Source organism: Streptomyces hiroshimensis, assembly GCF_014650335.1.
Lineage (GTDB): Bacteria > Actinomycetota > Actinomycetes > Streptomycetales > Streptomycetaceae > Streptomyces > Streptomyces hiroshimensis.
The window spans coordinates 242,200-260,142 of record NZ_BMUT01000012.1 but is presented as its reverse complement, the minus strand read 5'-3'; the positions used below and the strand labels follow the sequence as shown (position 1 = coordinate 260,142).

Sequence of the window (17,943 nt, the reverse complement as noted above, 5' to 3'; positions counted from 1 at the left end):
TCCACGTCATCCACGTCGTTCACGACATCGTCGCGAACCGGTACACCAGCGACGCCAGCAGGACCAGCAGCAGCGGCAGCGCGAACCAGTACGACCCCTGCAGCCAGCGCAGCTGACGCACCCCCGGCCGGGCCGTGACCCGCAGCATCTCGCGCGCCGCCAGCAGCACCAGCAGCGCCACCGCCGCCAGCCCGCCGACGACCGACACCGGCGTCCACGTCACCCGGGGACCCGCCGGGCCCGGCCGGGGCTGCGGGGCCTCACCGGCGGGCTTGTCCTTCAGCGCGTACAGCACGGCGTCGTCGTTCGTGAACACGCGGCGCAGCTCCGGGCGGCCGTCGAGCGTGCGCCGCATCCGGCCGTCCCAGTCCGCCGCATAGCCTGCGTCGAGTTCGAGATATACCGACTGGCCGCGGTTGACCATCAGATACGCCTGGGGCCCGGCCTTACGGAGCGCGGTGACCAGCTCGTCCACGCGGGCCGGATCGCGCGGAGCGAGCGTCGCGTCGTAGTGCACCCGCTCCATGTCCTTCGCACCCCACGGCATGGCGGGGGTGACGTTCTTCGAGGGGTCGCTGCTCATCCACAGCAGCCGTACGGTCGGCTTGTCGTGCGCGTACACGAAGTCCATCGCGGCGACCTCGCCGGGGCGCACCCGCTCGAAGGACTCGTTGCCCCAGCGGGCCACCAGGAAGCCGAAGACCAGGACCAGGCCCGCCAGCAGCGCGGCCACCGGCGCGAGGACCGTGCGGCCGGGGCGCTCCGCGGCGTGCGGGAAGAGCGCGAGCGCCGCCAGGACGCACGCGCCCGGCAGCGCGAAGAGGAAGACCCGCAGGGCCACCTCGCCGCCGTAGGACTGCATGCCGAAGGCCAGGAAGGGCACCCCGGTCAGCACCAGCAGCGCCACATCGCCGATCCCGGCCCGGCGGCGGCGCCACCAGCCGATCGCGGCGAAGGCCAGCACCCCGCCCGCGAGCAGCACCCGGATGTAGAGCACCAGCTTGTGGACGGGGCTGCCGCCCTCGATCCGGCCCGAGACCGACGAGGAGACATTGCCGCCGAGGGAGCCCAGGCCGCCGAACAACTCGTCGAAATGGCCCGACCAGTAGGGCTCGGCCAGAAAGCCCACCCACACCACCAGCATCACACCGCACAGCAGCGGCAGCCCGCGCAGCGTGGAGCGGCGGGTGACCACCAGCGCGGTCAGCACCCCGAGCATCACGAACGGCGTCAGCTGGTGGCTGACGACCGACGCCGCGAACAGCGCGATGACCACGGCCAGCAGCGCGCCCTGCGCCCTCCGGCCGGCCGGCTGAGGCTCCGTCTCGCCCGGGAGCAGCGTGCCGCGCAGCTGCCGGGGCCAGCGGAACCACACCAGCAGCACCGCGGCGAACAGCAGATAGAAGAAGTAGTTGAGCGCCTGGGGCGAGAAGTAGTCCTGCCCCACCCAGCCGCACAGCACGAACAGCCAGGCCGCCGTCCACTTCGCCCGCCACCCCGCGCGCACGGCCCGCAGCAGCAGCGCGAGCGGCGCCAGGCACAGCAGCTGGATCGCCGTCGGCCACCAGCGCAGCACCTCGGTGAGGTCGCCCACGCCGGCTGTCTTCGCGGCGAACGCCATGAGGGCGAAGAAGCCGGGCCAGCTCCAGCGGGCGTCCAGGTCCGGCGCCGCCACGCCCGTGCGGTCGATGAAGTCCAGGAAGCCCAGGTGCTGCCAGGCCGTCGCGAAGCGCGGCTGCGCCTCCAGCACCGCCGGCAGGGCGTGCAGGGAGACCACCGTCAGCAGCAGCACCGCCGTGAGCAGCCGGCGCCGCTGCCCGTCCAGCCACAGCGCGGCCACGAAGGAGACGACCAGCAGCGCCACGCCCGCCAGCGTCGCCACGGGCAGCACGGAGATCAGGCCGAGCCCGCCCATGCGGTCCAGGGTCGCTTCGCCGGCCCCCACCAGGGGCAGCCAGTACAGCGCGAGGGCGGCTGCCAGCAGCAGCCAGACCGCCGCCTCGGGACCGCGCCACCACGGCGCCGGGCCCGGGGGAGAGGAGGTCTTCTCCAGCGGGGCCTTCTCCGACGAGCCTTTCTCCAGTGAGGCCTTCCCCTGCGCCGCCTTTGCCTGGGGGGCCTTCTCCTGCGGGACCTTCTCCCGCGCGGGCGCCGCGACGGGCTGCTTGGCGGCCGCCTGGGACGCGGCCGGGGAGACGGAGTGGGACACGACGACTGCCTCCGGGGTGTGCCGGAGATCAGGGCGCCTCTCCAAGTGGTCGAAGTCCAGCCGCACGCCCAGCGGCATCGTGTCCGCGTCGAGCGCGGCGCGCAGTGCCCAGCGGGTGCCGTAGGCACCGCTGTCTCTCTCTCCGGGCTCCTGCTCGCCCTCACCTCCTAAGCCGCGGGTGATGCCGTGCCGCGCCGTGCGCCGGAGCCCGTGGGGCTCGGTGCGCGGGGCGTCGCGCCGGTCGCCGCGGGCCGCCAGGTCGGCCAGATCGCCGTCCGGGGCCACATCGGGGGCGTAGGCCGTGGGCTCGGGCCGGGCGGCGCGCAGTATGCGGTGGAGCCTGACCGCGGAGATGGAGACGATGACCGCCAGGCTGGAGATCTCGGCCACCCCCGCACCCGTGAGCCCCATGCGCGGCAGGAGCAGCAGCGTCAGCCCCAGCACCAGCACGCACAGCAGCCCCTGGAGATAGGCCAGCCCGGCCGTCCGGCTCTGCGCCCGCAGCACCGCGAAATAGACCTCCATCACCACGCGCAGCGCCGCGCCCACCGCGAACCAGCGCAGCAGCGGCGTGGCCGCCGCGGCGTAGCCGGGGCCGAAGACGCGCAGGATGTACGGCGCGAGGAGGAACAGCAGCAGACAGACCGGCACCATGATCGTGGCCATCCGGCGCAGCGCCGCGCGGCAGTTCTCCGCCAGCCGCGCCGGGTCGTGCGAGCCCTCCACCGTCAGCGACGCGCCCATGTTGATGGCGAGCAGGTTGACCGTGCCGCCGATGGTGGTGGTGATGTAGAAGTACGCGTTGTCCTCGGAGCTGACCTGGGAGGCGATGATCACCGGCACCAGGTAGACCACGGCCAGGGAGAACAGCGAACCCGTGTAGTCCCCGGCGAGGAAACGGCCCATCTCCCGGTACGAGGCGGGCCGCGCGGCCGCCTCCGTCGCGGCCACGTGCTGGGGCACCAGACGGCGGAAGACCAGCCAGCCCAGCGGCAGCACCGACACGGCGATCGAGACCACCCACGACACGAACACGCCGGAGGTGGGCAGCGTCATCGCCAGGGCCACCAGCAGGGCCAGCTTCACGGCCGAGAAGACCGTATTGCCCACGGGCACCCACAGCGCCCGGCGCAGGCCGGTGAGCACGCCGTCCTGCAGGGTGAGCACCGACCAGGCGATGACGGCGGCGACGAAGCCCAGGCCGTTGAGGGAGCCGTTCAAAAAGCCGTACGACGGCCCCCACGAGCCCAGGGTGAGCAGGAAGACGCACGCCGCGAGCGCGACGAGCAGCGAGCTGCCCGCGTACGTCCGGAAGACGAGCTTGCCCGTCGTCCGCCCGGCGACCGGGATGAACCGCGCCAGCCCCCCGGTCAGGGTCACCGCGGTGAGCCCCGCGAGGAGCTTCATCGCGGCGATGGCCGCCGAGCCCTGGCCGACCGCCTCCTCCGTGTAGTAACGGGCGGCGATCAGCCAGTACCCGAGCCCGAGGACGGCGCTGATGCCCGTGTTGAGCATCAGCGCGAAGGCGTTGCGGAACAGCGGGCTTCCGCCGCCCCGCCCCGGCAGCCGCAGCCTGCGGCCGGCCGGCCCCTCCGTCTCCCGCTCCTCGGTTCGGGTGGACGTGTCAGACACGGGTTTCGCTTGCCTTCCTGACGACCTGACGGGTTCTGCGGTAGAGGGCATAGCCCTTGGTGAGCGTCCGGTCCCGGGCGAAGAGCCGCCCCACACCCCGGCCCTCCACGAGCCGCTCGAACTCGGCCATACCCGTCGAGCGCCGCACTGTCACCCGCTCCAGGGCGTAGGGCCCCTGGGGGCGGGCGGCCAGGCCGTTGCCCACCGCCAGGGAGATGCCGAAGCCCGCCGCCCGCACGATGCGGCGGACCCTGCGGCTGGAATAGCCGTACGGGTAGGCGAAGGAGACCGGCGCCCGCCCCAGCTCCGTGGCCAGTACCTCGCGGCACTTCAGCACCTCGAACCACAGCTGATCGTCGGGTAGTTGATCCAGCTGCGGGTGGGTATGGCTGTGCCCGCCGATCTCCATCCCCGAGGCGGCCAGCTCCTTCACCTGGCCCCAGCTCAGCATCAGATCGAGAGCGCCTCCGGTCTCATGCGCACCGCGCAGCCAGCCCGTGGAAGCGAACAGCGTGGAACGGAAGCGGTGCTCCACCAGCGTGGGCAGGGCGTGCCGGTGCACGCCCTCGTAGCCGTCGTCGAACGTGATCAGCACCGGCTTCCGGGGCAGCCCGGAACCGGAGCGCCACGCCGTGGCCAGCTCCTCGGTCGTCAGCGGGTGGAACCCGCGGTCGGCCAGGAGCCGCATCTGCCGCGCGAACGCATGCGGCGAGACCGACAGACCGTAGGTGGCGCGCGCGGGAGCGTGCGCCACTGCGTGATACATCAGTATCGGGACCCGGGAGGTGCTCATGCGCCGGCCTCCTCTGCCGGAGGTCTCGGCCCGGCCGGCTCCTGGGTCGCCGCCACCGCGAACCGGCTGCCGCCGCGGCGCGCCCGGAAGGTGCCCACCGCATAGCCCCCGGCCGCGGCCGCCACCCCGGCCACGATCGCCCCGGCCCGCCCGGCCCCGCCGGGCCTGCCCAGCAGGGCGTCGCGCACTCCCCGGGCGATCCCGGCGGGCAGCACCCGCGTGGTGTACCGGCGCTCCGACGCCAGCCCGGCCTGCGCCCCCACGCTCCGTGTCACCAGGGCCTTGGACAGACCCTCGGCGTACGAGCGGGTCCACAGATAGCCGAAGCGCTCGCGAGCCGCGGGCACCCGGTGGTGGATGACCGAGCGGTCGTCGATCAGCAGCACCGCCTCGGGCATGGCCCGCGTCAGCCGGATGCACAGCTCGGTCTCCTCGCAGCCGAGCGGCAGCCGGTCGCCGTCGCGGCCGATGCCGCAGGCGAACCCGCCGGCCAGCTCGAAGGCCGACCGGCGGAAGGAGGCGTTGCCCCCGAGGACGTTGCGGACGGGCACCTTGCCGGGCGGCAGGCCGCGGTAGGTGCAGCCGACGGCCCAGTCGAACTCCTCGGGGAACCAGGCGGGCCGCCGCCGGGACTCCCACACCGGCTGGGTGCGGCCGCCCACGGCCATCACCCGGGGGTCGGCATAGCCCTCCGCGAAGTGCCGCAGCCAGTCCCGCTCGGCGACGGCGTCGTCGTCGAGGAAGGCGATGACCTCGCCGGACGATTCCGCGATGCCGGTGTTGCGGCCCGCGGACAGGCCGCGGGGGCCCGCATTGGCGAGCACCCGCACCCCGTCCCCGGCACAGCCGTCGTCCCCGACATGCTTGGCGAGCCGCCGCAGCAGGGCCGGATTGTGGTCCACGACCACCAGTGTCTCCAGCGCCGGCCGGGACTGCTCGCGGACCGAGGCCACCGCGGCGACGATGTCGTCCCAGCGGTCCTCGGTGTACACACAGATGACCACCGAGACCGAGGGGCCGGTGGCCGCGCCGGCGCCTTCCGCCGTGCCGGCCGGGGAAGTGGTGATCGTCAAGACACTTCCCCACGGTTGGCCGCGGGCGCGATGGCGAGCCGCTGCGGGCGCCGCCGCCGGGTGCCGCGCTCCTGCAGGATCACTTTCAGTACGCGCAGCCCGTCCCGCACGGCCCGCAGATTGCTGGTGCCGTGGATGCGGACGAACTCATGGCTGGGAATCTCCTGGACGCGCAGGCCCGCCTTGACGACTCTGATGTTCATCAGGGTCTCGACCTCGAAGCCGGCGCAGTCGAGGGCGATCTCGTCCAGGCAGTGCTTCCAGAAGGCGTTGTAGCCGTAGCACAGGTCGGTGTAGCGGGCGCCGAACTTGTGGTTGACGATCGAGCAGAGCACGCGGTTGCCGAGCTTGCGGATGGGCGTCATGTCGTCCGTGCCGCCGCCGTTGGCGAAGCGCGAGCCCTTGGCGAAGTCCGCGCCGCCGACGAGCGCGGACACATAGCTGACGATCTCGTTGCCGTCGGCGGAGCCGTCGGCGTCGACCATCACGATGATCTCGCCCGTGCAGGCGGCGAAGCCGGTGATGAGGGCGTCGCCCTTGCCCTTGCCGAGCTGCCGGACCACCTTCACGTCCGGCCACAGCTGCCGCGCCACCTCGATGGTGTCGTCGGTGGAATTGCCGTCGACGAGGACCACTTCGTGGACCCACTCCGGCAGGGTCTTGAAGACGTACGGGAGGTTCTCCGCCTCGTTCATGGCGGGGATGACGACGCTCACGGGTGGAGCTATCGCGAGATGCGACGTCACCGGGCGGTAATGGGCGGCGACCAGGGCCTCCTGATCAGCCGCCGGGCGCAGAAAAGAACTCATGACTCGGATGTCCCTCTCGTCCGGTGGACCGCCCGCCCCGAGCGGTCCGGTGGCGTATCCGGTTCGAAAAGGGGGTACTCACCCCGCCCTGACGACGTTCATCGCCGCATGGGCCGGATGAGCTGGCAACGGTTGCTCGCCGCGCGGTTATACGCGAACGGCGACTCTGATCAGCCGGACGCGGCACCCCCCACCGCGCCCCGCCCCGGGCACCATCGCGACGCTTGCCCTCCCCTGAGCCGCTTTGCATGATGGGCCGATGCGGGTGGATGTACGACGGTATTGATGGTTGAGACTGTATGGCAAGAGCTGGTGCGGTGACTCCTCCTTTGGGTGTTTTTTGCGCCCAAATCCTGCATCGTGTTGACGCTTTGCGCCGTTGGCGGCGCGCGTGCGACGCAGTGCGCCCTCAGTCGCCCTGACGCAGCCGTCCCACGCGCTTGAGCAACCGGTCGGCAGGCTCGAAGAGTTCGGGCCGGGCCAGCACGGTGTTGCGCAGGGCCCGCACCGGCGCACGCCGGGCGCGGTGCCCCAGCGCCACGGGGTGACGCCTCGTCACCCAGCCTTCGGAGACGCTGAGTTCACGCGTCTTCAGTGAGTTCTTGTACGCCTTCTCACCCCGTCCCAGGTCGAGGTAGGCCATCCCCGCGGCGGCCGCCCCCTCCGCCATCCGCAGGTGCAGCACCAGGCCCGGCGAGAACTTCGCGAAGGCCGGGTCGTACGAGGGGAACCAGCAGGCGAGCACCCGCCGCGAGCGCAGCCCGAAGTGCGCCGCGACCGGCCGGCCCCCGGCGTAGAGCACCGACAGCAGCCCCGCGAAGGACTCGGTCCTGGTGTGGAAGAGCTGCTCGACCAGACGCGCGATCCAGGGGCGCGCGAACCGGTCGCTGCGCCCCGTTCTTCGGTACTGCGCGGACTTCCAGGCGATCAGGGTCCGCAGCACATCGGGATCGCGCTCGTCGTGCACGTACCGCAGCTCGCCGATGTCGCGGCCGAGCCTGCGCTCCTTGGCGAGCGTGGTGCGGGTGAACTTCGGCGACTGCTTGCGCAGCACCGCCAGATACGGATCGAAACCCTGCTCGACATCCACCACGGGCGACCGGTAGGACCCGGAGGCGCCCACCTCGAACGGCTTCTGCCCCTCCACCAGGTGGTCGAACTCCCAGACCGACAGCCCGCACGCGTGCAGCAGCTCGCGCGCGTCCCACTGGAAGCCCGGCCGGTGGACCAGCCCCTGGGCGTCCGAGATGCCCAGGCCGATCGCGCGACCCACCCCGAGGGCGGAGCGCTGGTACGGGAAGAAGCCCACGGGCTCGCCGTCCTCGCGCACCACCGCGATCCGCGCCCCGGCCCGGCACCGGCCGACCGCGAGGGCGAACTCGGGTGCGAGGAAAGGATTCGCAAGCTGCGGCGAGCCGTCCTCGACCGCCGCCTCCTGCAGGGCAGACCAGGCCGCCCGGTCGGCCGCGGTGAGCTCACCGGGCCGGTACACGCTGATGTTCACCTCAGGAAGCCCGACTTTTCGCCGTGTGGCACCGGTGGCGCCGCACGTGTGCCAGCAGGAACAGGAGAAGGCTGACGGCCGCGACCGCGGCGACGCCACCCCGCACCGTCCAGGTGTGGAGCGCGAGCATGGCCTGGGCGACCAGCATGTCGACGGCGACGGCTCCGCCGGCCGCCACCACCGAGCGGCTGAGCGGATCGAGGCCGCGCAGCGCCGCCCCCACGGCGCAGGCCGGCGCGACGATCAGGAAGAAGAGCGTGAACGGCGCACGCAGGGGTGAGCCGATGTCCGCGAGCGCCAGCACGGCGCCGACGCCCGCGATCGCCGTGGCGGCCCCGGCCACCACGGGCAGGGAGTCCCCGGCCGGCGTGCGCGCACCGCCGGGCCGGTCGGGCGCGGCCGGTGATGCGGGCTGGTCGGCGGTCGAGGCCGGACTGGACGGGCCGGATGGTCCGGACGAGCCGGACGGGACTGACGGGCCGGGTGAGCCGGACGGGCCGGTGAGACCGGTGGGATCTGTGAAGCTCTGCATTGGCGACTTTGCCCCCCGAAGCGCCGGATGCCGAGGCTTCAATGTCGCGCAATCGGCGGAGCGACGTCAAGATGTGAAGGCCGTGCAAACGGGCTCCGGTTAGCCGATCGGCGCGGAACCGGAGCCTTTCGGTCAGGTGAATACCGCACGAATATGTCGGACCGTCAGAATGTCCCCCGGTGTCGGTGGTTGAGCGTTCATTAGCTCACATCTTTGACATGGACACTTCCGATAATCACGGGCTGCTGCTACCACGGGTACGGCAGAAACCCTGGTAAAGGAGGTTCCATGAAACTGTCCCGCCTCGCGGGTGCCCTCTCCGCGATCACCCTCGCCGCCACTCTGGCCCTCACCGGAGCCGGCGCCGCACAGGCAGCGCCGAAGGCCGCAACTTCCGGCTATGTGGCGCTCGGTGACTCCTATGCATCCGGTCTCGGAGCCGGGAGCTACTACACGAACAGCGGGGACTGCAAGCGCAGTTCCAAGGCCTACCCCGCGCTCTGGGCCGCCGCGCACGCCCCCGCGAGCTTCTCCTTCAACGCCTGCGCAGGGGCCCGAACGGGTGATGTTCTCGGCAAGCAGCTCGGCCCGCTGAACGGCTCGACCGGGCTCGTCTCGCTCAGCATCGGCGGGAACGACGCCGGCTTCAGCGACACCATGGTCACGTGCGTGCTCAACTCCGACAGCGCATGTATCAACCGGATCAATCAGGCCCGCACATTTGTCCAGAACACCCTCCCCGGTGAACTCGACAAGGTCTATACCGCCATTAGAGGAAGAGCGCCTTCCGCTCATGTCGTCGTCCTGGGGTATCCCCGCTTCTACAAACTCGGCGCGACCTGCGCCGGGCTCAGCGAGACCAAGAGGAAGGCCATCAACGACGCCGCCGACCTGCTCAACTCCGTCATCGCCAAGCGGGTCGCCGATCACGGCTTCACCTTCGGGGACGCCGCCGCCGGCTTCGCGGGCCACGAGCTGTGCTCCGGCAGCCCCTGGCTCAACAGCGTGACCCTGCCCATGGACAGCTCCTACCACCCGACCGCGGCCGGTCACTCCGGCGGCTACCTGCCGGTCTTCAGCTCAGCCGCCTGACCCGTACCCGCCCCCGTACGTCGGGCCCGTCGCTGCGGAGGGCGGCGGGCCCGGCGGCCGGGACGGCCCCGGCGACGACGGCCTGCCCGAGGGGCGGCCGGACGGCGGGCGGCCGGACGACTGCTCCTGACAGGTGACGGTGAACGGCACGCGATTGGAGGTGATCTTCTGCGGGCTCCTGACCTCGACCGCGAGCCGGTCCCGGCCCGTGTCGTGATCGGTCTCGACGAACGTCAGGCTGAGGCTCTTGCCTTCCGTGATGTCGGACGTCTGCCAGGGGCCGACCTGGCCGCTGTCGGTGACCGCGCGGTAGGAGAGCCGGACGGGGGAGCGGTCGGCGGTGAAGGTCACCCGGAACGAGGGGCCCGCGCTCTTCGGCGGGCAGGGGCCGGTGTAGGAGTCGCGCACCGCCTCGACGGAGACCCGCAGTCCGTAGGGGGGGTCGCCGCCGGCGTCCGAGGCCTTCCCGGAGCCGTCCGCCGACTGCGAGCGCGACCCCGCGTTCTTGTCCGGCTTGTCCGGCGCGGACGGGCCCGCGCCGGACGACGACGAACCGCTGTTGTCGCCCTCGCCTCTGCTGAAGGCCCAGGCCAGTCCGCCCGCCAGCAGGGCGAGTACGACGGCGGCCACCGCGAACACCAGCCCCGGGCGGCGGCGCCGGTCGTCGCCGGTGGTGCCGATCCCTCCCGGAGGTTCCGCGGGCCCGTACGGTCCGGCACCGGGCGGCGGGCCGAAGCCGCCGCCGGCGCCGTGCTCCCCGGAGAACGCCGCCGGGCCGGCGGGCGGATCGCGCCGCGGGTGCGCCGGGACCGTCGGGGCCTCGGCGGTGGGCGGAGCGCCCGGGGCGGAGAGCGTGCCGCCCTGCGCCACCACCCGCAGCATCCCCTCGGCCTCCTCGGCGCCGAGCCGCAGGGCGGGATCCTTGCGCAGCAGCCCTTCCAGGACGGGCGCGAGCGCCCCCGCCCGGACGGGCGCCGGGAGCTGCTGGTCGACCACGGCCCGCATGGTGGAGAGCGGGGTGTCCTGGCGGAAGGGGGAGACGCCCTCCACCGCCGCGTACAGCGTCACCCCGAGGGACCAGAGGTCCGACCCCGGTCCCGGCGGATGCCCCAGCGCGCGCTCGGGGGCCAGGAACTCCGGCGAGCCCACCAGCTCCCCGGTCCGCGTCAGCGCCGAGTTCCCCTCGACCGTCGCGATGCCGAAGTCGGTGAGCACGACACGCCCGTCGTTGGCGAGGAGGACATTGCCTGGTTTCACGTCCCGGTGCAGCACGCCCGCCGCGTGCGCTCCCCGGAGCGCGGAGAGCACACCGGCGCCGATGTGCGCCGCGCGCGCCGGGGCCAGCGGACCCTCAGCCTCCAGCACATCGGCCAGGGACAGGCCGCGCACCAGCTCCATCACGACCCACGGCCGCCCGTCCTCGGCGGCCACGTCGTAGACGGTGACGACATGGGGATGCGAGATGCGCGCCGCGGCCCGGGCCTCGCGCTCCAGGCGCACGTACAGCTGCCGGATCTCGTGTTCCAGCAGGCCGGAAGGGGCCCTGACCTCCTTGACGGCCACCTCGCGGTCGAGCACCTCGTCCCGCGCGCGCCACACCACGCCCATGCCGCCCTGGCCCAACCGCTCCAGCAGCCGGTACCGGCCCGCCACCATCCGGCCCGGCGGCACCGCTGCGCCCTCCGGACCGCCCCCGAACGTCCCGCTCATCGACGGGCCCCCTCCACCAAGAGAGCGATTCGGGGTGAATCTACCGCAACGGAGCGTGATTGCCCCCTCTTCTGCATATCCTTGACCCGCTAACTCGCCGACAGTGACGGCAGGTTCACGCCAGCCCCGTCAACGCCCTTGACGGAGTGGTGAATCCGCCCCGCCGATGCGCGGGTGACGGAATGGGGCGGTAGGGTTACCCTGCCTGAGCCGGGTGCCTCGTTCGGGTGGGGAGTCTCAATGGATCAGATAGCAATGCGCGGCAGGCCACGTGTGCCTGCCATCAGCTGCAACAGCGGCGCGTCCAGCGCGCGCCTCGACCGCCATCTCGCGGTGCTGGGCGGGCCTGCCGTGCCCCAGCGCGAAGTCGAGGGGGCGACCCTGCTGATGCGCGAGCTGACCACGCGTGATCACGCGCGCACCAAGCAGAGCCGGACCGCGAAGGTCTCCCTCTTGGCGCCGCTGAGACGCCTGCGTCGCTCCCTGTTCGGCAACCACGACTGAACCCCGGCCCCGAGCGCAGCGCCCCACCGCCGTTCCACCGACCGGCGCGACGCCGTCGGCCCTCCACCCTCTCCCCGGGGCGCGGCCGGACGGCGCCGTGGCGCGTCCCGGCACTCCTCTCCGGTGTGCCCTCAGGCCGTGCCGCGGCAGGGTGTGAGCCGCCCGGCGGCTCCCGGCGGCTTCGGTCCGGGGCGCGTCAGTCCGCCTCCGCCTCCAGCGTGACGCTGAAGGAGAAGCGGTCGCCCCGGTAGCGGATCCGGGCCACGTCCACCGCCCGGCCCGAGGCGTCGTACGTCACGCCCGTGTAGTGCAGGATCGGGCTCAGCAGCGGCACCTGCAGCAGCCGTGCCGTCTCCGGATCGGCCAGCCGGGCCTCGACGGTGTCGGTGATCCGGCTGATCCGCACGCCCACGGCGTCCCGCAGCACCTTCGTCATCGGCCAGCGCGCCAGGTCCGCCAGGTCGATGCGCTCGGCGAGCTCCGGGCGGACGAGGTTCTCCGCCCAGTTCGTCGGCTCGCCCGACTCCCCGTCGCAGCGCAGCCGCCGGAAGACCACCGCCTCCTCCAGGCCGGGGAAGTGCTCGGCCAGCTCCGCCGGGACCGCCGCCGGCCCGTGCCCCAGCACGGTGGTCCGCTCGCCGGACTGCTGCGCCACGATGGCGTCCACCGAGCCGAGCAGCCGCACGGGGGAGACCCGGCGGGCGCTCGGCTCGATGAAGGTGCCGCGCCGCCGGTGCCGGCTGATCAGCCCCTCCTCCTCCAGCTCCTTCAGCGCCTGCCGCATGGTCAGCACGCTCACGCCGTAGTGCTCGGCGAGGGCGTCCTCGGTGGGCAGGCGCAGCGGGTCGCTCGGGCAGCGCCCGAGTATCGAGGCGCGCAGCGACTGCGACACCTGATACCACAGCGGCAGCTTGCGGTTGAGTGCGAGGGAGTCGGGGGCGAAGGTGGTCACGGGCTCTCCGGCTCGTACGGCGTCATGGGCGGGGCTGGCGGAAATGACGCTCCAGACCCTGCCACACGTCGTCGTAGCGCGTCTGGAGATGGCCGGCGGTCCGGGCCTGCTCCGTCGCGGTCACCGGCCAGCGCGTCTCGAACATGAAGGCCAGTCCGTCGTCCACCTTCTGCGGCTTGAGGTCGGCCGCGCTCGCCTTGTCGAAGGTGTCCCGGTCCGGGCCGTGCGCCGACATCATGTTGTGCAGCGAGCCGCCGCCCGGGACGAAGCCGCCCTTCCCGGCGGACTTCGCGTCGTAGGCGCCCTCGATCAGGCCCATGTACTCGCTCATCACGTTCCGGTGGAAGTACGGCGGCCGGAAGGTGTCCTCGCCCACCAGCCAGCGCGGCGCGAAGACGACGAAGTCGACGCCGGCCAGGCCCGGGGTGTCCGACGGGGACGTGAGCACCGTGAAGATCGACGGGTCCGGGTGGTCGTAGCTGATGGAGCCGAGGACGTTGAAGCGGCGCAGGTCGTAGACGTACGGGACGAGGTTGCCGTGCCAGGCGACCACGTCCAGCGGCGAGTGGTCGTACGTCGCCTTCCAGAGGTTGCCGCAGAACTTGCCGACGACCTCGACGGGGCCCTCGACATCCTCGTACGCGGCGACCGGGGCGAGGAAGTCGCGTGCGTTCGCCAGCCCGTTCGCGCCGATCGGGCCCAGGTCGGGGAGCGTGAAGGGCTGTCCGTAGTTCTCGCAGACGTAGCCGCGGGCGGTGGCGTCCAGCAGCTCCACCCGGAAGCGCACCCCGCGCGGGATCAGGGCCACGTGCCCGGGCCCGGCGTGCAGCAGGCCGAACTCCGTGTGCAGCAGGAGCCCGCCGCGCTCGGGCACGATGAGCAGCTCGCCGTCGGCGTCGCCGAACACCCGGTCCATCGAGGCGTTCGCGGCGTAGAGGTGGACGGCCATGCCCGCGCGCTGGGTGACGTCGCCGTTGCCGCCCAGGGTCCACAGGCCGGCCAGGAAGTCCGTGCCCTCGGCCGGCTCGGGCAGCGGGTCCCAGCGCAGCCGGTTGGGGTCGGGCACGGCGTCGGCGAACGGCGCGCTGGCCAGGTGCCCGTTGCCGGTGCGGGTGAAGGGCGGGTGCGCGGCGGAGGGCCGGATGCGGTAGAGCCACGACCGGCGGTTGGTGTGCCGGGGCTCGGTGAAGGCCGTGCCGCTCAGCTGTTCCGCGTACAGCCCGAGCGGGGCCCGCTGCGGCGAGTTGCGCCCTACGGGCAGCGCGCCCGGGACGGCCTCGCTGCTGTGCTCATTGCCGAAACCGGCCGAGTAGGCGAGCCCCTCGGCGGCCTTCCGCGCCTGCTCGTTGCCCGTACCGCTCATCGCGTGCTCCCAGCGCCGATGGATTCCTATGGGAGACCGTAGGATTCCCGGCGGGGCGCGTCAATGGATCAGGGGAGGCGTGTACGGAGCACCGGGTTTCGACGCCGGGTTCCCGGCCGGGCGCTCACTTCCCCGCGTACCCCACCATGCGCAGCGCCAGGTCCGCGTACAGCTCGCCCACCTCGTCCGGCGTGCGCTTGCCCTCGGCGTTGAACCACCGGGCGACGTCGATGCACAGCGACAGCACCGCCAGTGTCGTCCCCGGCACGTCCGGGGTGCCGAAGTCGCCCGAGGCCACCCCGTCCTCGACGATGGCGCGGACCGCGGCGTCGGTGTCCCGGCGCAGGGCGACGACCTCGGCGTAGTGCTCCTCGCCCAGCGCCCCCAGCTCGTACTGCACGACCCGCGCGGTGGTGTGGTGCTCGGCGTGCCAGCGGACGAAGGACCGCACGGCCTCGGAGAGGCGGTCGGCGGGGCTGCCGGCGGAGTCCCGCGCCCGGCGCAGGATGTCGAGGGCGAGCCGGTGGCCGACGCTGCTGATGCGGTAGAGCAGCTCTTCCTTCGTCTTGTAGTGGATGTAGAGCGCGGCGGGGCTCATGCCCGCGCGGCCGGCGATGTCGCGGGTGGTGGTGGCGTGGTAGCCGCGCTCGGCGAAGGCCTCGACGGCGGCGGTCACCAGCCGCCGCGCGGCATCGGGCGTGACATCGGCCCACTGCCCGCCCTGCTGCCCCTCCGCACCCATCCCACGCCCCGCTCTCCCGGCCCGCCGCGGGCCCTGCGCCCGCGGAACGAACACCATACCCCGAGGTGAGCAAGCGCTTAGGGAGGTGTGGCGGGGGCCGGTGCGCTACGGCCGCAGCGCGCGCATCAGCAGGTCCGCGAGGTGGCCGGCGACCTGCCGGGCGCTCAGCCTGCCCTGCGCGTGGTACCAGGCGCCCAGATGGTGGACGGAGCCGAAGTGGTAGTCCACGACCAGGTCCGCCGGGGTGGCCGAGGTGAAGACGCCGGAGCGCTGGCCCTCCTCCACCAGGGCCCGGAAGCGCTCGTGGTACCGGCGCCGCTCCGCCCGCACCTGCGCGAGCTTCTCGGGGCCGAGGTGGTGCATCGACCGGAAGAAGATCTTCGTGTCGTCGAGGTTCTCGATGGTGGTGACCACCACGTCGGCCGCCGCCTCCCGCAGCCGCTTCTCGACGGGGGCGTCCGAGCGCGCGAAGCAGTCCAGCCGCTCCTGCTGCAGGCGCAGCACGCGCGCGTACACCTCGTGCAGCAGGTCGTCCTTCGAGCCGAAGTAGTGGTAGAGGGCACCCTTGGTGACGCCCGCGGCCACCACGATCTCCTGGACGGACGTGCGGTCGTAGCCCTGGTCGGCGAAGAGCCGGGTGGCGGCCGCGAGCAGCCGCTGCGGCACGGGTTCGCCCTCGGGTGCCGCGCCCGCGACGCTCACTGCATTTCCCCGTTCGCTTCTCCGCCCGCGCGGCGCAGAGGTGCGGGCATCGTGTTCGTCTGCGGCCCGGCGGCCGCGCGTGCGACGCTCACCCTTCCTCTTCGAGCTTGCGCTGGAGGTGGTTCATGCCGCGGAGCCAGCGGTCGGGGTCGGTGGCGCGGGCCGCGTAGTAGTCGGCGACCTCGGGGTGCGGCAGGATCAGGAAGCGGCCCGCGGCCATCCCCTCGAAGAGCGCGTCGGCGACCTGCGCGGGCTCGATCGCCGTGGGCACGAGCACCAGGTCCCCGGCCGGGCCCGTGCCCCGCAGCATGTCCGTCCGCACGCCCTGCGGGCAGATGGCGTGGACCTCGATGCCGCAGTGGCGGTAGGTGAGGGAGAGCCATTCGGCGAAGGCGAGGGCGGCGTGCTTGGAGACGCTGTACGGGGCCGAGCCGAGCATCGTGAGCAGCCCGGCCGCGGAGACCGTGGCCACGAACCGGCCGCTGCCGCGGTCGAGCCACTCGGGCAGCAGCTTGCGCGCCGCCCGCACGTGGGCCATGACGTTGACGTCCCAGGCCGTCTCCCAGAGCTCCTCCTCGGCCTCGGGGCCGCCCGAGGGGGCCACACCGGCGTTGGCGCAGTAGACGTCGACGCGGCCGCCGAGCGCCTCGCGGGCCGCTTCCACGACGTCGGAGGCGTCGCCGGGGACCGCTATGGCGCCGATCTCCGCCGCGACCGCCTCCGCCTTGGCGGCGTCGAGGTCGTTGACCGCCACCCGTGCGCCCTCGGCCGCGAACCGGCGGGCGAGCGCGGCGCCGATGCCGCCTCCCGCTCCCGTGACGACGACTCCCGCGTCCCGCACGATGCTCACGCTCGGTCTCCCTCGGCTCGGTTGCTCGGCGCAGACTAACCAGTCGGTATGTGCCGGGGGAAGAGGCCGTGACGCGCCCGGAGGCACGCCCTCCGACATTGTGCCGACCGGGCCGCCGGAGCGTTAGCGTGCGTCCCATGCGGCACTCTTCCGGGGGACGCCCCCCGTACACAAGGAATGTGACGCGACGCCAGGTGCTGGGCACGGCGGCCGCCGGAGCGCTCTCCTGCCCCGCCGCGAGCCCGGCCGGGGCCGCGGCGGCGGCCCGCGTCCGCACCGGCTTCGACCGGCTGGCGGAGAGCGGCTACGCCCTGCTCGCCGGGGCCCGCACCGGCGTCGTCACCAACGCCACCGGCGTCACCGCCGACCTCCGCCACATCGTGGACGTGATGCACGCGGACCGGCGGGTGGACCTGCGCGCCGTGTTCGGCCCCGAGCACGGCTTCCGCGGCACGGCACAGGCCGGCGGCTCGGAGAGCACGGGCACCGACCCGGCCACCGGCCTGCCGGTGCACGACGTCTACGGCCTGCGCGGCCGGGAGCTCGCCGCCCTGTTCGGCCGCGCCGGCGTGGACACCGTCGTCTTCGACGTCCAGGACGTGGGCGCACGCTTCTACACGTACGTCTGGACGCTCTACGAGTGCCTGATCGCCGCGGCGCTCGCCGGCCTGCGCATCGTCGTCCTGGACCGGCCCAACCCCCTGACGGGCCGCGGCGCGTACGGACCGGTCCTGGAGCGCTCCCTGGCCTCGGGCGTCGGCCGCGAACCGCTCGCGCAGGCCCACGGCATGACCGTGGCCGAGCTCGCCCTGCTGTTCAACGCGGACGGCGTGCCGAGGGCCGCCGGGCGCGCCGCACGGCTGGAGACCGTGCCGATGAGCGGCTGGCGGCGCACGCACTTCTTCGACGGCACCGGGCTGCCGTGGGTGCCGCCGAGCCCCAACATGCCCACGCCCGACACCGCCCTCGCCTACGCGGGCACCTGCCTGCTGGAGGGCACCAGCCTCTCCGAAGGGCGCGGCACGACCCGCCCGTTCGAGATCGTCGGCGCCGAGGGCGTCGACCACCGCTGGGCCGCGGCCCTGAACGCGCTGGACCTGCCGGGCGTGCGCTTCCGCGAGGCGTACGCGGTGCCGGTGTTCTCCAAGTTCCAGGGCCGCACCATCGGCGGGGTGCAGCTGCACGTGCACGACCGGCGGGCGTACGACCCGGTGCGCACGGGCGTCGCCCTGCTCGTCACCGCCAGACGTATCTGGCCGGGCTTCGCCTGGCGCCCGGACCTTTGGATCGACCGCCTCGCGGGGACGGCGGCCGTGCGCACGATGACCGACGCGGGGGCCTCGGCCGACGACATCGTGGAGGCCTGGCAGCCCGGCCTGGAGGCCTTCCGCGCGACGCGCGAGGAGCACCTCCTGTACGGCTGAACCGCCGCGTGCGGACCAGGGGCGCACGGGGCCCGGACACGGAAGCGTGAAC

Annotated in this window: 15 protein-coding genes; 3 read left to right on the top strand and 12 right to left on the bottom strand. The window is 73.0% G+C overall.

Translation table 11 applies throughout. From position 1 onward, the window contains the following. Positions 1 to 19: 19 nt before the first annotated feature. The 6 genes from IE241_RS26335 to IE241_RS26310 all read right to left on the bottom strand — a co-directional run bounded on the left by IE241_RS26335 (position 20) and on the right by IE241_RS26310 (position 8,552). Positions 20 to 3,841 carry a lipopolysaccharide biosynthesis protein gene (locus IE241_RS26335; protein WP_190024306.1) on the bottom strand — a complete coding sequence of 1,274 codons (3,822 nt, stop codon included), beginning with the start codon at positions 3,839 to 3,841 and terminating at the stop codon, positions 20 to 22. Next, on the bottom strand, positions 3,834 to 4,634 hold the full coding sequence (locus IE241_RS26330; protein ID WP_190024305.1) for a polysaccharide deacetylase family protein: 801 nt from the start codon (positions 4,632 to 4,634) through the stop codon (positions 3,834 to 3,836). Before IE241_RS26330 ends, IE241_RS26335 begins: the two co-directional genes overlap by 8 nt. Beyond that, positions 4,631 to 5,701 (bottom strand): glycosyltransferase family 2 protein, encoded by a 1,071-nt coding sequence (locus tag IE241_RS26325; protein ID WP_190024364.1) that lies wholly within the window; start codon positions 5,699 to 5,701, stop codon positions 4,631 to 4,633. Before IE241_RS26325 ends, IE241_RS26330 begins: the two co-directional genes overlap by 4 nt. Positions 5,702 to 5,703: 2 nt before the next feature. Beyond that, positions 5,704 to 6,516, bottom strand: a complete 813-nt coding sequence (locus IE241_RS26320; protein ID WP_190024304.1) for a glycosyltransferase family 2 protein — start codon at positions 6,514 to 6,516, stop codon at positions 5,704 to 5,706. Positions 6,517 to 6,925: 409 nt separating this feature from the next. Continuing rightward, on the bottom strand, positions 6,926 to 8,020 hold the full coding sequence (locus IE241_RS26315; protein WP_190024303.1) for a GNAT family N-acetyltransferase: 1,095 nt from the start codon (positions 8,018 to 8,020) through the stop codon (positions 6,926 to 6,928). A 1-nt stretch (position 8,021) separates the two neighbouring features. After that, positions 8,022 to 8,552 (bottom strand): DUF1616 domain-containing protein, encoded by a 531-nt coding sequence (locus IE241_RS26310; protein ID WP_229899821.1) that lies wholly within the window; start codon positions 8,550 to 8,552, stop codon positions 8,022 to 8,024. A gap of 288 nt (positions 8,553 to 8,840) precedes the next feature. On the opposite strand from IE241_RS26310, the gene IE241_RS26305 reads away from it, so the two are divergent. Then, positions 8,841 to 9,644, top strand: coding sequence for an SGNH/GDSL hydrolase family protein (locus IE241_RS26305; protein WP_190024302.1), 804 nt, complete (start codon positions 8,841 to 8,843; stop codon positions 9,642 to 9,644). On the opposite strand, the gene IE241_RS26300 is transcribed toward IE241_RS26305, so the two are convergent. Next, the gene (locus IE241_RS26300) at positions 9,633 to 11,354 is read right to left on the bottom strand and encodes a serine/threonine-protein kinase (RefSeq protein ID WP_229899819.1); all 1,722 of its coding nucleotides are present in this window, start codon (positions 11,352 to 11,354) and stop codon (positions 9,633 to 9,635) included. The two genes, IE241_RS26305 and IE241_RS26300, sit on opposite strands and share 12 nt — an antisense overlap. Positions 11,355 to 11,594: 240 nt before the next feature. Between IE241_RS26300 and IE241_RS26295 the strand changes: the two genes are divergently transcribed. Continuing rightward, positions 11,595 to 11,858 carry a hypothetical protein gene (locus tag IE241_RS26295; protein ID WP_058045109.1) on the top strand — a complete coding sequence of 88 codons (264 nt, stop codon included), beginning with the start codon at positions 11,595 to 11,597 and terminating at the stop codon, positions 11,856 to 11,858. A 196-nt stretch (positions 11,859 to 12,054) separates the two neighbouring features. Here IE241_RS26295 and IE241_RS26290 read toward each other — a convergent pair whose 3' ends face one another. The 5 genes from IE241_RS26290 to IE241_RS26270 form a co-directional block, all read right to left on the bottom strand. After that, entirely contained in the window at positions 12,055 to 12,810 is a 756-nt protein-coding gene (locus tag IE241_RS26290; protein WP_190024301.1) for a GntR family transcriptional regulator, read from the bottom strand. A 22-nt stretch (positions 12,811 to 12,832) separates the two neighbouring features. Then, complete coding sequence (gene hmgA / locus IE241_RS26285; RefSeq protein WP_190024300.1) at positions 12,833 to 14,173, bottom strand: homogentisate 1,2-dioxygenase; 1,341 nt, start codon at positions 14,171 to 14,173, stop codon at positions 12,833 to 12,835. Between the two features lie 124 nt (positions 14,174 to 14,297). Then, positions 14,298 to 14,915: a TetR/AcrR family transcriptional regulator gene (locus IE241_RS26280; protein ID WP_190024299.1), complete on the bottom strand. Its 618-nt coding sequence runs from the start codon at positions 14,913 to 14,915 to the stop codon at positions 14,298 to 14,300. A 105-nt stretch (positions 14,916 to 15,020) separates the two neighbouring features. Next, positions 15,021 to 15,617: a TetR/AcrR family transcriptional regulator gene (locus tag IE241_RS26275; RefSeq protein ID WP_190024298.1), complete on the bottom strand. Its 597-nt coding sequence runs from the start codon at positions 15,615 to 15,617 to the stop codon at positions 15,021 to 15,023. Positions 15,618 to 15,705: 88 nt separating this feature from the next. Then, positions 15,706 to 16,467, bottom strand: coding sequence for an SDR family oxidoreductase (locus IE241_RS26270; RefSeq protein ID WP_190024297.1), 762 nt, complete (start codon positions 16,465 to 16,467; stop codon positions 15,706 to 15,708). A gap of 137 nt (positions 16,468 to 16,604) precedes the next feature. On the opposite strand from IE241_RS26270, the gene IE241_RS26265 reads away from it, so the two are divergent. Beyond that, complete coding sequence (locus IE241_RS26265) at positions 16,605 to 17,891, top strand: exo-beta-N-acetylmuramidase NamZ family protein (RefSeq protein WP_190024296.1); 1,287 nt, start codon at positions 16,605 to 16,607, stop codon at positions 17,889 to 17,891. The last annotated feature ends 52 nt before the right edge of the window (positions 17,892 to 17,943 follow it).

Bases quoted from the DNA above. Each gene is read 5' to 3' on its own strand.
- IE241_RS26320 (WP_190024304.1), bottom strand. From the start codon at position 6,516: ATGAGTTCTTTTCTGCGCCCGGCGGCTGATCAGGAGGCCCTGGTCGCC.
- IE241_RS26265 (WP_190024296.1), top strand. From the start codon at position 16,605: ATGCGGCACTCTTCCGGGGGACGCCCCCCGTACACAAGGAATGTGACG.
- IE241_RS26295 (WP_058045109.1), top strand. From the start codon at position 11,595: ATGGATCAGATAGCAATGCGCGGCAGGCCACGTGTGCCTGCCATCAGC.
- hmgA (WP_190024300.1), bottom strand. From the start codon at position 14,173: ATGAGCGGTACGGGCAACGAGCAGGCGCGGAAGGCCGCCGAGGGGCTC.
- IE241_RS26310 (WP_229899821.1), bottom strand. From the start codon at position 8,552: ATGCAGAGCTTCACAGATCCCACCGGTCTCACCGGCCCGTCCGGCTCA.
- IE241_RS26305 (WP_190024302.1), top strand. From the start codon at position 8,841: ATGAAACTGTCCCGCCTCGCGGGTGCCCTCTCCGCGATCACCCTCGCC.
- IE241_RS26330 (WP_190024305.1), bottom strand. From the start codon at position 4,634: ATGAGCACCTCCCGGGTCCCGATACTGATGTATCACGCAGTGGCGCAC.
- IE241_RS26300 (WP_229899819.1), bottom strand. From the start codon at position 11,354: ATGAGCGGGACGTTCGGGGGCGGTCCGGAGGGCGCAGCGGTGCCGCCG.
- IE241_RS26280 (WP_190024299.1), bottom strand. From the start codon at position 14,915: ATGGGTGCGGAGGGGCAGCAGGGCGGGCAGTGGGCCGATGTCACGCCC.